Origin of the sequence: Aeromonas sp. QDB34 (genome assembly GCF_027705405.1) — a bacterium.
GTDB classification, from domain to species: Bacteria; Pseudomonadota; Gammaproteobacteria; order Enterobacterales; family Aeromonadaceae; genus Aeromonas; species Aeromonas hydrophila.
Genome location: NZ_JAPDBT010000003.1, coordinates 201,209 through 214,367, shown reverse-complemented (window position 1 = coordinate 214,367; position 13,159 = coordinate 201,209). Strand labels below are relative to the sequence as shown.

The window sequence follows — 13,159 nt, the reverse complement described above, 5'->3', positions numbered from 1 at the left end:
CAAATATCATCGCTGCCGACTAGGCTGATAGCTCGTGTCCGGCCCGGCTCATCCAGAAGGAATTCAACGATGGCGAGACAGCACCAGTACCGCGTGACATTTTATGATCAACAAGGAAATTGTCATCAAGTGGAGCTTTCCACCGTCTATCAGATCAGACGGGATCCCCAGTGCGATCTCTGCCTGTTCGACACCCAGCAGTGCGTCGGCTCGGAAGAGATGCTGGAACGCATGATACGGCAAAAAACCGGGTTTGAGCAGGAAATATCCATCATCAACGCCCGGCTTATCTGAGCCGGATCAGACCGGTACCGGACGGGATTTTCCCTGTTCGTCGATGGCGACATAGGTGAAGATCCCTTCGGTCACACAGTAGCGCTGGGCCTCGTTTTCACGTAGCACCGGCTTGACCCACACCTCCAGCTTCAGCCGCATGGAGCTGCGACCGATCTTCAGGCAGCGCCCGTAACAGCACACCACGTCACCCACCTTGACCGGGCTGTGAAAGGTCATGCCCTCGACGGATACGGTACAAATACGTCCTTTTGCCAGCTCCTTGGCCATGATGCCCCCACCTATATCCATCTGGGACATGATCCAGCCCCCAAAGATATCGCCATTGGGGTTGGTATCGGCTGGCATTGCCAGGGTTCTCAGCAACAGTTCCCCATCGGGGTGACGTCTTGTATCTACCATCTTTACCGCTCTCTCTTTATGGATGGCGGCATGATAGGGGGCGAGCCCCCCCTTGGCAAACCTCAATTGCCCGCCGCACCACACCATTGGCGCCGCCTGCGCCCCACTTCGCACCCCACTCTATAATGCTCAGTGACCCCGGGCCGCCAGTTCGGCAAACCAGTGCGCCGGATCGGGCCAGCGATAGACAAAGCCGAGCTGCTCGCAGATGCGCAGCCCCTCGACGGGGACAAACCGGCCGGCCGGTTCGATGAAGACCGGGGCCGGCAGGTCCAGCTGGCGCGCAGCAAAGGGGTAGAACTGCTCCCGGCGCGGGTGCACCGGCGCACTCAGGTTGTAGGCATCGCCATCCTTTCCCTGCGCCAGCAGCAGCTGACAGGCTGCCACCACGTCATCCAGGTGCACCAGGTTCACCGCCTGGCCGCCCCCCTCCAGGGTCTTGCCCGCCAGGAAGCGGCCGGGATGGCGCTGTGGCCCGTACAGCCCGGCCGGGCGCAGCACCATGGCACAGGGAATGCCGGCCCCCATCGCCGCCTGCTCGGCAGCCAGCATCCGCATCCCGCGCTCGTGGGCAGGCATGGGGTATTCATCCTCCCCCTGCCCCGGCGCCCAGACCGAGGTGGCACTCACGAACAGCAGCCGCTGCACGCCGGCGGCCTGCGCCAGCTCGGCCACCCGCCCGATGGCGGCCGGGTAATCCTCGACCTTGCTCGGCGGCACGCAGATCACCAGCTCGCGGCAGCGAAACGGCAGGGCGGTCAGCCCGGTGCCCAGTTGCAGCGGCCAGGCCTGCAGCCCCTCCGCATTCAGCTGCGCGGCTTTCTGGGCCGAGCTGACCGTCACCGCCACCTGGCGACCCTCGGCCTGTAGTGCCCGGGCCAGCGGCAACCCCAGCCAGCCAGCGCCCACGATCCCCGTCTGGTATTCACTCTCTGTTGTCATGACAAAATCCTGGCAAAAAAAAACGGCCATCCATGATGACCGTCGAAAGTAACGAAGGAAATAGCTGGATTAACCAGTTACCTCCCACAGCGGGAAAATCGGGAGCGCAGGCTCCTAATTCGTGGGGCCTATGCTAGTGGCAGGCAGTCCAAAAAGCTTTGAAGCGGATCACAGTTGAAAAGGATTTCTGAAAACGCTTTCAATTTTTCCGCAAAATAGGGAAGCAACATTGGCCCATTCAGGGCCAATGTCGGCTACTCAGGCGACGGATTCCCGTCTGACCAGCTCGGCCTCGAACTTGAGCTCCAGCCCCTCGGCCGGCTTGTGATCCAGCAGGCTCAGCGCCAGCTCGGCAGCCCGGCCGCCCATCTCCTCGATGGGGTAGCGCACCGTGGTGAGCTTGGGATAGATGTAGCGGGCATAGGGAATGTCATCGAAACCCACCACCGAGATCTGCTGCGGGATCTTGTATCCCCGCTCCAGCAGACAGGAGATGGCCCCCGCCACCATGGCGTCGTTGAAACCGAGCACGGCGGTAAACTCAACCCCCCGATCCAGCAGCTCGCCCATCGCCACGTAACCGCCGTTCTCGTCGGCAAAGGCGCGGCCGATGAGGGCAGGATCAAGAGCGATGCCGGCCCGCTGCAGGGCGTGATGATACCCCGCCATCCGCTGCTGGCCATCGACGAACTCTTCATCGTCCGAGGTGACGAAGGCAATCTTGCGATGGCCCGCATCCAGCAGGTGCTGGCAGGCGGTGGTGATGCCGGCCTGGTTGTCCAGCCAGACGCAGCGATCTTCGGCACCCGGCACCTGGCGGTTGATGAAGACCACCGGGGTGCTGCCCGCCACCAGCTCGCTCAGCTCCTCGTCGGGCAGCGCCTTGCTGTGCAGGATCAGCGCATCGCACTGGCGCTGCAGCAGCGCCTGAATGGCGTGACGCTCGCGTACCTCGTCGTGATTGCCGGACATGACGATGGTGAACTTGTCCGCCTTGTCCACCACGCTCTCGATGCCGCGCATCATCTGGGCGAAGAAGGGGCCACCACACAGATCCCCCACCAGCACACCGATGCAGTTGGAGCGCTTGCTGACCAGCGCCTGGGCAAAGCTGTTGGGACGAAAATTGAGTTCCTTCATGGCCGCCATGACGGCCTCACGCTTTTCTGGTGCCACCTGCGCCGTATTGTTGATGACTCGCGACACAGTTGAAATGGACACATTAGCCAACCGGGAAACGTCTTTAATCGTTGCCACTATCAATTCCTTTGTTGGGGGAGCCTGTCTGTGTTGAACGGGCGATTATAACGAACCTGCCAGACCAAGAGATGGCGCCCGATCACCTGGCAGGTTTCCTTTTGTAACAAAACCTTATGGGATAATAACCATTTTGGGGAGGGAATGGGAATCCGGCTGCCGCCAGGGCGGCAGCCGTCTCAATAAGCGTGACTCAGCTCGCGCTCGGACATGAAGCGCAGCGGCTGCTGCAGCTTGTGCTGATAGATGAGATCGAACGACAGCACGTTCTGCACATAGTTGCGCGTCTCCTTGTAAGGGATGCTCTCGACCCAGACATCCATCGGCTTGTCCGCACTCTGATCGCGCCAGCGTTTCACCCGGCCGGGGCCGGCATTGTAGGCCGCAGCCGCCAGGATCCGGTTGCCGTCGTACACATCCAGCAGCCGTTTGAGATAGGCGCTGCCAAGACGGATGTTCATGGCGGGATCAAACAACTGCTGCTCGTTGCGATAGGGCACCCCCAGCTTGCTGGCCGTCTCCTTGGCGGTGGTCGGCATCAGCTGCATCAGTCCCCTCGCCCCGACCGGCGACTGTGCCAGCGGGTAGAGCGCGCTCTCCTGACGGGAAATGGCGTAGAGCAGGCTGGTGTTCATGGTCCGCTCCTGCGCCATCTGGGAGAAGGTGTGCTTGAGCGGCAGCGGGAAGCGCAAATCGAGGGCATCCCAGGCCTCAGCCCGGATGCTGGCCAGAATGGCCAGTTCATGCCAGCCCTGGTTGAGGGCGATGTGGCCGAACTCGAGGCGCTGGGCCACCGGATTGCGATCCATGTTGTGGATCCACTCCGCCCGCGCCGCCGTGATCTCGTTCATGTCGAGCAACTCGCGCACCCGCAGCAGGAAGGGCCAGCGGCTGCTGGCGGTGCGCCAGTCCGGCACCTTCTTCGCCACGCTCTGATTCTTCATCCGATAGGGCACGCCGCTGCGCTGCGCCGCCATGAAACCATAGAAGCCGCGCAGATTGGCGGTCTCCAGATAGAGATCCCGCGCCGGTTTCTGCTGACCCTGTACCTCCAGCGAACGCGCCAGCCAGTAGCGCCAGCGATCCTCCTTCTGCAGACCCATGGGCATGCGCTTGACCCAGCCGGAGAGCCCTTTCCAGTCCTGCTCCCAGATGGCGAGCCGGGCCCGCAGCTCCAGCAGATCCGGGTCGGCCTGGCGCACCACGGTCGCATCCAGCCAGTTGCGCTGGGCGGTTGAGCGATCCAGCAGCAGCCGTCTGGCCACCGCCCGTTCCACCGGTTTGAGCTCGGCGGTGCTCAGCGCGAAACGCGAGCGCAGATAGCCGAGCTGCCCCAGCACCGCTTCCGGCTGCTGGTTGGCATAGCGGGCCAGCCCCAGCAACAGCAACTTTTTGGAGGGGGCGGCGGTAGTGAAATAGGCCGTGTTCATCGCCTTGGCGGGCTGCTCGAACAGGGTAATCATCTGATCCCCGTACGCCTTCATGCCGCTGCCAAGCTGAGCGCCGAGGTGGCGGATAAGGTTCGGGTTCTCCGCCTCGAAGGCCAAGGTCATGCGGGTCCAGATCTTCTCCTGGGTGCGCAAGCCGGCCTGTTGCCATAGCTGGAACAGGGGATCGCAGGCATCGGGGCGAGACTGCCCGCTCAGCCAGAGCTTGCCCGCCTCCTGCAGTGCCTGGCTCTGCTGGCCGGTGTAGTAGCGCGCCTGATAGTGCATGCAGAGCAGATCGGTGGAGTTCGGCTTGGCCGGATAGAAGCGCAGGAACTGGGACCACTGCTGGCTCTGGGCCAGATAGGTGAGGTAACTGCGCTCCAGCCGGTTGGATTGGGGGGTGTCGCCGTGCTCGCGGATAAAGCGGGTCACGTCGTCATACTCCGCCGCCCCGGGCCGAAAGGCCAACTGGTAGTAATCGAGATAGGGCAGCAGCGGATAATGGGTCAAACGGGCGCGAATTTGCTGAAAACGGGCCTGATCGTCGGCCCGCACCGCGTCATAAGCCTGGCGATAGAGAGATTGTTCCAGGGTCTGCGCCGCAACCTGCGTCAGCAGCCCCGGCACGCACAGCGCCGATAAAATGATTCCCTGCACGGCTTTCACGAGAGACGTCTCCATTGAGAGGCAATGCCACCGCCCGTTGGCGGTGGTGTCATATTCCCTCATTCTACCCGTTAACCCGAGGGGCTACAGCTCGCCGGCGAGACTATTTTTACTCCCGGCCAGCGGGCTTTCGCTGCGGGCAAGACGCTGCACGTAGCGCTCCAGATAGGGCACCGGCAGCGGCTTGGAAGCCAGGTAGCCCTGGTAGAAGTGGCAGCCTTGGGCCTGCAGAAACTCCAGCTGCTGACGCGACTCCACCCCTTCCGCCGTCACGTTGAAGCCCATGTGGCGCGCCATGGCGATCACCGCCTCTACGATGGCCATGTTGTCGCCATCGCGCGGGATGTCCTGGATGAAGGAGCGATCGATCTTGAGCTCGTCCGCCGGCAACCGCTTGAGGTAGCTCAGGGAGGAGTAACCGGCGCCGAAGTCATCGATGGCAAAGCTGATGCCAAGCGCCTTGAGCTCGCTCATCTTGCTGATGGTGTCTTCCGCATGACCCAGCACCACGGACTCGGTGATCTCCAGATTCAGGCTGGCGGGATCCATGCCGGTGGAGGCCAGCACGTCGTGGATCCGGTCGACGAAATCGGTGGCGTGAAACTGCTTGGCACTGACGTTCACCGACAGCTGCGGGATGTGAATGCCGTTCTCCTCCCAGCGCACGTACTGGGCGCAGGCTTCGTACAACACCCAGTTGCCGATGTCGACGATAAGGTCCGTCTCCTCGGCGATGGGAATGAACTCGGCGGGCGACACCAGGGCCCGGCCAGGCGGCTGCCAGCGGATCAGCGCCTCGACGCCGATGATGTCGCCCCCCTCCACCATGTGTTGGGGCTGGTAGTAGAGGGTCAGCTCCTGCTGGTTAAGGGCGCTGCGCAGTTCGTTGTGGATGAGCAGCCGGCGATCCGCCTGCAACTGCATGGAGGCATCGAAGAAGCGCCGGGTCTTGCGACCGGCCGACTTGGCCTGATACATGGCGGTGTCCGCCTGCTTGAGCAGATCGTCCACCCCCTGCTCCCGGCCGGGGAAGAGGGTGATGCCGACGCTGGCGCCAATATGCAGCACCTGGCCCGCATGGTTGTAGGGGGCCGCAATCTCGCTGATGAGCCGTTCGGCGATAAGGTCGGCCTGCATCTCCGCCTGGGGGGGGCTGGCCGAAAGCGAGGGCAACAGCAGCACGAACTCGTCGCCGCCGAGCCGCGCCAGACAATCCCCCTGCCGTACCAGCCGCTTGAGCCGACTGGCGACCTCCTTGAGCAGCCAGTCGCCGGTGGCGTGGCCGAGGGAGTCGTTGATGGTCTTGAAGTGATCCAGATCGATGAACAGCAGGGCGCCGATCAGATAGTCGCGGCTCGCCTCGCCAAAGGCGTGGGCCAGGGTCTCGTGCAGCTGGCGGCGGTTGGGCAGGCCGGTCAGCTCGTCGTAATAGGCGAGATCCTGGATGCGGCGCTCGGCCTCCTTGCGCTCGGAGATATCCTCGAAGCAGATGACGAAGTGGCTGATCTCCCCCCTGTCATCCTGCACCGGGGTGACTATTTCCCACTGCGGATAGGGGTAGCCGTCCGCGTGCAGCCGTTGGGTCTCCCCCTGCCAGCGGCTCAGGGTGCCGAGCTCGTAGCCAAGTCCCCCCAGCCCGCACCAGAGATCGTTGCCCAGATGCAGGCCGATCACCCGCTGGCTGTCAAAGCCGGTGATCTGGCTGAAGGCGTGGTTGACCCGCAAAATCTTGAAATCGGGGTCGGTGATGATGATCCCTTCATGGGTTTCAAACGCTACGGCCGAGAGGCGCAGCTGGGCATCGCTCTGCAGCCGTTCCAGCTCCGCCACCATCCGCATGGAGAAGGTGGTCAGCACCGACCCCAGATTGGGGATCGCGCTCTGATCGGAGAAAAGCAGCGCCAGGTGGCCCAGGATCTGGCCATTGCGATCACACAGCGGCAGGCCGTAGTAGCCCTGCCCCGCCTTGAAACCGGTATAGGAGGGCTGATCGTTCGCCAGGGGAATGACGCAGGCCTCCCCCGCCAGATAGACCTGCTGGCAGGGCATGCCGTCGAGTTCGTACTCCTTGAGGTCGATGCCGTGGCAGGCCAGCACCTTGAGCCGTCCGCTGCCGGTGCGCTCCGCCAGCCAGACCGCGTCCGCCACCAGGATGTGGGCCAGCTGGTTGACCAGGGTATTGAAGAAATCGAGCCCGGTCCGGGCAGAGAGCGCCTGGGCCAGCTGGGTCAACAAGGGGTCTTGCAGCAGCGGCAGCTGCTGGGAGAGATCGGCAGGCAGCTGGGTGCTGCGGGTAGTGTCGAGCGGCGCAATCCAGCCGCAGCACATCTGCTGGGCTGGCACGTACTGGCCGCTCCAGAGCACATGGCGCACCTCGCCCCCCTCCTCGCAAAGGTGACCGATGAACTGGGCCGGTTGCTGTGAGTGGTAAAGTCTGGCGAGAAAGTCGGCAAAGCCGGCCTCGTCATCTGGCGCCAATTGCCCGAACCAGGGGTGAGGCCCCTCTCCTTGCCAGAGCTGGTAGGAGGCATGATCGGACAGACTCCACTGGGCGTGTTGCCGATCATAAAACCACATCATCTGAGTGGCCTGCTGTTTCATGTACTACTCCAACACCACAACAACCACGTTCAAGTCCCTGACGACTTGGCAGCGCCCACATTCACAGCGCGCACGTCGGCAAGGGCGGTGCGGGGAGAAAGTGCAAAAGATGCGAGACTAAGCGGTGAAAACCGGACATGAGGTCGACATGCGGCGCTGCCACGAAGGGACAGAAACGATCCAAGTTTCTCCATACTGCCTGCCAGTTTCGTGGAGCTCAAGCGCTTTTTGGTGCAGAACGGGAAAAGATCACAATTTATTCCTCCCCTCGGAAGCAAGGCCACACTTCGTGACGCAGATCACATTTTAATGTTCAGCCATGAGTAATCTGAAGGTGAAGACACAAGCAAGACGACCCGAAGGGGGCCAATATGAAAATCGAAATTACCAGCAAAATCATCGACATCACCCCGGCTATCCGCGAGCGCATTGAATCCCGTTTTGACAAGCTCGAGCGTCTTCAGGTGCCTCTTATCACACCCCATGTGATTGTCTCCAAAGAGCGTCTGATGTTTATCGTTGAAGCCACTGCTGGCATCCCCAACGGCAAGCTGTTTGCCCAGGCAGAACATGAGGACTTGTACGCCGCCATCACCGAACTGGGGCAAAAGCTGGAGCGCCAGATCAACCGCCACACCGAAAAACCCATCGCCCGTCGCGCCGCAGCGGCTGGCAAGGAAGTGCCGCAAGAGGATGAAGCCGACGCATAAACTGCACCACGGCACAGCCAACAACGACAAAGGCGGGATCTTCCCGCCTTTTTGCTGCCCGAATGCCGGCGCTTGCCGCCTTCAGCAACCACTGAGCCAGTGCAGCCTGGCATCCACCCCCGCCTTGAGCGTATCGAGGATCGGCAGCATCAGCAGGGGATCGTCGCGTCTGGGCTGATCCGCCAACTTGCTCTGCCAGCGCTCCCGTCCAAGCGGCGAGAGGTTGTCATAGACGGCGGGCTCCAGCACCGGCGGGACGCCAAGCAGCGGCGGTGAGCGCAGCGCCAGCCAGAGCCGCACATCCACCATGGAGCCCCCCTGTTGCAGCCGCTCGTTGAGCAAAGCGGCCTCTTCATCTTCCGCACTGCCCTGCAGGGGCGTGGCTGGCGGCAGCTCAAAGCGGCTGCGCCAGACCCGGCTCTCACCCTTTGTTTGCTGCCTCGGGTCGAACCAGGGCTGCTCTTCCACCGCATCGGTCAGCAGGGCCAAATGCAGGCGAAAGTCAGCCCTGTCTCCGTGCTGGAGATCCTGGTTGAGACGTTGCCCCAGCTGGGCCTCGTCCACCAGCCACTGCTCACGAATGGCGCTGGGTAGCATGAGATAACTCTTGGAAACGGTGGTTTCATCCTTTATCGGCCGCAAATCCGATCCTTTAAGCAGGAAAAATCCCGCCAAGGGGTTCACAACCCCGGCAGATCTGTTAGTATGCGCCTCGCACTTGTGGAGGGGTTCCCGAGTGGCCAAAGGGATCAGACTGTAAATCTGACGGCTCTGCCTTCGAAGGTTCGAATCCTTCTCCCTCCACCATTTCAAGTGCAGTCACGGCACCTGCCGTGAACAAAATTGGCAATACCCCGTGGAGGGGTTCCCGAGCGGCCAAAGGGATCAGACTGTAAATCTGACGGCTCTGCCTTCGAAGGTTCGAATCCTTCTCCCTCCACCATCATTCAAGAAAACCCGGCCTAGCGCCGGGTTTTCGCTTTTCAGCCCCCCCTATGTTCATCAGCAGCATAAATATCGCCAATAAAAACGGGAGGCTTGCGCCTCCCGTTTTTGTCTCTTCCTGCCGCTACAGGGTGAAGCGATAGAAGATATCCACCGCCTGGGCCACCCCGCTCATGGCCTGCAGGTAGAGCCTGGGCATCAGCTCGTAGCGCAGCTTGAACTCGGCGATGGGGCTGAACACCCCGACCCCATACTGGAACTGCAGCCCCGGCAGCAGATAGGCCGACAAGGTCACCTGGGTGTTGTCACCACTGCCGGCGGTATCGAGGGCCACGTCGCTCATGCCGAGGGATTCCCCCAGACTGGAGACCACACCGTTGGCCTGGCTGACCGCGCCCGCCACCAACAGGCCGTTGAAGCCGCCATCCTCGCCGCTGGTTTGCAGCCCCTTGCCGCGCAGCAAGTAGGAGAGCTGCTCGGACTGGGCCAGCTGCGGCTCCGAGTAGACGGTGATCTTGGGCTTGCTGGCCGGCCCGGTCACCCGCACCCCCACCGTCACCTTGTCTTCTATGGTATCGGGATCCCGATACGCCTCTATGTTGAGGAACGGCTGATCGAGGGGGCCGGAGAAGAGGATGCGGCCATCCTTGATGATGAGGTTCTGGCCATAGGCCTTGAAGCGCCCGTCGTTGAGCACCAGCTGGCCGTTGCCCGCCAGCGGCCGCGAGGGATCCTGGCGGATGTTGATGCCGCCCCCCACCTTGGTCTTGAGCCCCATCGCCTCCAGCCGCACGTCGTCACCCAACCGGATGGCCAGCTTGATCGCCATCGGCAGCGGCGCCGCCTTGGGCACCGGCGGCAGATCGTCGTAGACCACGGTCACGTCGTCCGACACCGCCACCGCACTCTCGGGCAGGCTCTTGACCAGGATCCTCGCCCAGGGGATGTCGACCTGACCGGTGATCCGGGTCTCCTCCCCCAGCGAGATGGCGATGTCCGGGGAGACCCGCACCCGGCCCATGCCAGGATACTGGGCTTCCAGCTCCTTGCCCTGGATGGTGAGGCTGCCGGTGACCGGCAGTTGCGCCCAGCTCAGCCAGCCCCCCAGTGCCAGCGGCCCCTTGCCCACCAGCATGGTGCCGTCGAGCTCGGCCCGGTTGCCTTCAATCTTGAGGCGGGTCACCAGCTTGGACAGGGTCACCATGTCGGAGTGGGTCTGCACTTCCCCATCCAGCAGGTTGAGCTGGCCAAACAGCAGCGGCGAGGCCAGGGTACCGTCGAAACGGGCATCGGCCGAGATGACTCCTTGCAGGGAGCGCACCTCGGGGATGAGCGGGGCGAAGGTGGTCAGCTTGAGGTCGTCAAACTTGAGCTGGCCGGAGAGATTGCCGCGACCGGACGGATCCCGGATATAGAGCTTGGTGTCGATGTTGCCGATCTGCTCGGAGACAAAGTCGAGCCGGATGGCCGCCTGCTGGCGCTCGAAGTCCACCCCGAGCTCGAGGCGCTGGTAGTCGGTCTTGAGCTCGTCGGCCACGAAGGTGCCCGGCGTGGTGCGCACGGTGGCGTGCAGGGTCGGCTGATTGCCGCGCCAGCTGGCCCGCCCGTCGGCGGAGAGCACCGCCTGCCAGCGGAAGTTGTCCGGCAGCCAGGGCCGCAGGCGCTTGAGGTCAAACTGGTTGAGGGCAAACTCCAGGCTGCCCTGCTGGGCCGACACCTGACTGCCCTTGACACAGAGACTGGCCCCCTGGGAGCCAAGGCAGAGATCCCCCATGGTCAGCCGCTGACGCGGCAGATCGAGGTCCAGGGCCCAGGGCGCGTTCAACTCCCAGCGCCGCAGCGGCGTCTTCAACTTGAGCTCGCTGAGGGCGCCGCGCCAGCGCTCCCCGCGCAGACCGCCGCTCAGCTTGAGGTTGGCCGCCACCGGGTCGCCCTTCATGGTCAGCGACAGGGCATGCTGGTTGAGATCGCCGCTCAGGTTGAGCGCCAGCTGGCTGAGGCTGGTCGCCCCCTGCACCAGGCTGGCCACCGTCAGGGCCACTTCCCCTGCCGGCTTGTCACCGACCAGGGCATTGCCCTTGATGGCGATCCCCTTCAGATCGGTGCCGGCATAATAGAGACGGCTGGCAGCCAGCTCGGTAGTGACCCGCGGCGCTTGCTGATTGCCGGTCAGGCGCACCTGCCCCTTGATGTCCCCCTTGAGCCCGGGGTAAAGCCCGGCCAGGTTGGGGGCGTTGAGATCCGCATCCAGCTTCCACGCCTGCTGGCTCAGGCTGCCCTTGGCCTGCAGCTGGTTGGGGCCGCTTTGCAGCGTCAGCGCCGGGATGGTCCACTCCATCTTGTCGTTGCCGCTCGCGCTGCCCTTGATGGCCAGCGGATACTGGTTGAGCTTGCCGTCCACCTTCAGCTCGGGCAGTTGCAGTTGCCAGTGGCCTGCCTCATCGAGCTCGAAACGGCTGGCAATCTTGCCCGCCAGCGCCCCCTTGAGCTCGGGCACCAGCTCGGCCGGGTTGATCCCCTTGAATTCCGTGGTGCCCTGCCAGCGTACCCCCTTGTCCCAGGCGAGCTTGCCGTCCAGCTTGAGCTCCCCCTTGAGGGCGTTGAGCAGCAGGTTGATCTGGTTCAGCTGCGTCAGATCCCCCTTGCCCGTCAGCGCCAACTTGAAGGGGGGCACGTCCGTGCCCTTGCCGGCGGTATTCAAGACAAACTGGTAGCCGGAAAGCTTGCCCTTGGCACTCAAACTGCCCTTGTCCAGCCGGTAGCTGGGCTCATCTTTGGCAGGCTTGTGCAGCGGCCACCCCAGGCTCTTCCACTCCAGCCCCGCATCAAAGGGCAAGTCGGGGTCGAGGGCCGCCAAGGACCCCTTGAGGCTGGCGGCCACCGGCCCCTTGGCCTGCAGCGACAATGCCAGCTTGCCCACCGAACCGCCGAGGGTCAGGCAGGCCTGTTGCCCCTGCAGCTCGCCATCCAGCAGCCCCTTGCGGGCCTTGGCATCCAGAGTCAGGGCGAGCGGGTAATCGTCTTTGAGCTGGATCTTGCCCTTGAGCGCCAGATCCGCCATGGCGTGGCGCAGGGAGAGCTCGCGCAGCGCGATGTCGCTGCCCTCGGCACTGGCCGACAGCAGCAGCTTGTCGAGCCCTTCAATCAATTCACCTTGCTGATAGCGAAACGCCGTGACCTGCAATCCCTCCAGCTGGATGGGGAAAGGCAGCCGGATGGCGGGCAGCTCGATGGGGGCTGCCTTGGTTGCCTGCTGCGCCTTGCTCCCATCCGCCGGCTTCGCCTTGGCGGTGACCGGCGACTTGGCCGCAGCCTTGTCTTGGGAGCTTGCCTTGGGGTTGGCCGGTTTGGCAGCCTCGGTGGCCTGCGTCTCGGCCAGGGTCACCTTGAGGCCATCCAGCACGGGCCCCTGCACAATGAGCCCCTTGCGGCTGAGGGTGGCGCCGATGTCGAGGGACTTGAGGCTCACTCCCACCCCGGGCACCGTCACATCGAGATCCGCCACCTGGAGGCTGTCGACCTGAATTTTCAGGGGCAGCGGGTGCCAGACGAAGGGCTCTGACGGCTCTTCCGGGGTCGGCTCGGAGTCGGCCACCTTGACCACCGGGTGGGTGACGTTAAGGGATTTGATCCAGAGCTTGCCCTGCAGCAGCTTGCCCAGATCCCAGTCCAGCACGGCGCGATCCACAGTAACGTCCACCAGCTCGTCCTGCCAGCCGACCCCTTCCAGGGTCCAGCCATAGCCAAGCTGGCCCGCCACCAGCTCCCCCTTGAGGGAAGGCAGGGCGGCCCTGGCCTGCTGCCACAGCCACTTGTTGCCCTGATGGGTGAAGCCCAGCAGGCTGACACCGATGAGCAGCAGGAAGATGAGCCCCATCAGCCAGAGAAAAATACGTTTTACCCAGATCACAG

Annotated in this window: 9 protein-coding genes and 2 tRNA genes; 4 read left to right on the top strand and 7 right to left on the bottom strand. The window is 63.2% G+C overall.

Features of this window, described 5'->3' with window-relative positions; genetic code table 11:
• The first annotated feature begins 69 nt into the window (after positions 1 to 69).
• Positions 70 to 294 (top strand): hypothetical protein, encoded by a 225-nt coding sequence (locus tag OKC29_RS06960; protein ID WP_005299261.1) that lies wholly within the window; start codon positions 70 to 72, stop codon positions 292 to 294.
• A 6-nt stretch (positions 295 to 300) separates the two neighbouring features.
• On the opposite strand, the gene yciA is transcribed toward OKC29_RS06960, so the two are convergent.
• The 5 genes from yciA to OKC29_RS06935 all read right to left on the bottom strand — a co-directional run bounded on the left by yciA (position 301) and on the right by OKC29_RS06935 (position 7,592).
• Positions 301 to 696: an acyl-CoA thioester hydrolase YciA gene (gene yciA, locus OKC29_RS06955; protein ID WP_005299258.1), complete on the bottom strand. Its 396-nt coding sequence runs from the start codon at positions 694 to 696 to the stop codon at positions 301 to 303.
• 129 nt (positions 697 to 825) lie between these two features.
• Entirely contained in the window at positions 826 to 1,638 is an 813-nt protein-coding gene (locus OKC29_RS06950; RefSeq protein WP_073349618.1) for an NAD-dependent epimerase/dehydratase family protein, read from the bottom strand.
• 258 nt (positions 1,639 to 1,896) lie between these two features.
• Positions 1,897 to 2,895 carry a LacI family DNA-binding transcriptional regulator gene (locus tag OKC29_RS06945; protein WP_024943788.1) on the bottom strand — a complete coding sequence of 333 codons (999 nt, stop codon included), beginning with the start codon at positions 2,893 to 2,895 and terminating at the stop codon, positions 1,897 to 1,899.
• A gap of 179 nt (positions 2,896 to 3,074) precedes the next feature.
• On the bottom strand, positions 3,075 to 4,991 hold the full coding sequence (locus tag OKC29_RS06940) for a transglycosylase SLT domain-containing protein (protein ID WP_073349617.1): 1,917 nt from the start codon (positions 4,989 to 4,991) through the stop codon (positions 3,075 to 3,077).
• Positions 4,992 to 5,075: 84 nt separating this feature from the next.
• Positions 5,076 to 7,592, bottom strand: a complete 2,517-nt coding sequence (locus OKC29_RS06935; protein ID WP_073349616.1) for a putative bifunctional diguanylate cyclase/phosphodiesterase — start codon at positions 7,590 to 7,592, stop codon at positions 5,076 to 5,078.
• A gap of 371 nt (positions 7,593 to 7,963) precedes the next feature.
• Here OKC29_RS06935 and hpf point away from each other — a divergent pair, with 371 nt between their 5' ends.
• Positions 7,964 to 8,302: a ribosome hibernation-promoting factor, HPF/YfiA family gene (hpf, locus tag OKC29_RS06930; protein WP_016350234.1), complete on the top strand. Its 339-nt coding sequence runs from the start codon at positions 7,964 to 7,966 to the stop codon at positions 8,300 to 8,302.
• An 81-nt stretch (positions 8,303 to 8,383) separates the two neighbouring features.
• On the opposite strand, the gene OKC29_RS06925 is transcribed toward hpf, so the two are convergent.
• Positions 8,384 to 8,899, bottom strand: a complete 516-nt coding sequence (locus tag OKC29_RS06925) for a VC2046/SO_2500 family protein (RefSeq protein ID WP_073352387.1) — start codon at positions 8,897 to 8,899, stop codon at positions 8,384 to 8,386.
• Between the two features lie 125 nt (positions 8,900 to 9,024).
• Here OKC29_RS06925 and OKC29_RS06920 point away from each other — a divergent pair.
• A tRNA-Tyr gene (locus OKC29_RS06920) sits at positions 9,025 to 9,109 on the top strand.
• A 51-nt stretch (positions 9,110 to 9,160) separates the two neighbouring features.
• A tRNA-Tyr gene (locus OKC29_RS06915) sits at positions 9,161 to 9,245 on the top strand.
• Positions 9,246 to 9,371: 126 nt separating this feature from the next.
• Here OKC29_RS06915 and tamB read toward each other — a convergent pair.
• Entirely contained in the window at positions 9,372 to 13,157 is a 3,786-nt protein-coding gene (gene tamB / locus OKC29_RS06910; RefSeq protein ID WP_073349615.1) for an autotransporter assembly complex protein TamB, read from the bottom strand.
• Between the last annotated feature and the right edge of the window lie 2 nt (positions 13,158 to 13,159).

Coding starts and splice junctions, on each gene's coding strand:
- OKC29_RS06925 (WP_073352387.1), bottom strand. CDS start 8,899: ATGCTACCCAGCGCCATTCGTGAGCAGTGGCTGGTGGACGAGGCCCAG.
- OKC29_RS06960 (WP_005299261.1), top strand. CDS start 70: ATGGCGAGACAGCACCAGTACCGCGTGACATTTTATGATCAACAAGGA.
- OKC29_RS06935 (WP_073349616.1), bottom strand. CDS start 7,592: ATGAAACAGCAGGCCACTCAGATGATGTGGTTTTATGATCGGCAACAC.
- yciA (WP_005299258.1), bottom strand. CDS start 696: ATGGTAGATACAAGACGTCACCCCGATGGGGAACTGTTGCTGAGAACC.
- hpf (WP_016350234.1), top strand. CDS start 7,964: ATGAAAATCGAAATTACCAGCAAAATCATCGACATCACCCCGGCTATC.
- OKC29_RS06950 (WP_073349618.1), bottom strand. CDS start 1,638: ATGACAACAGAGAGTGAATACCAGACGGGGATCGTGGGCGCTGGCTGG.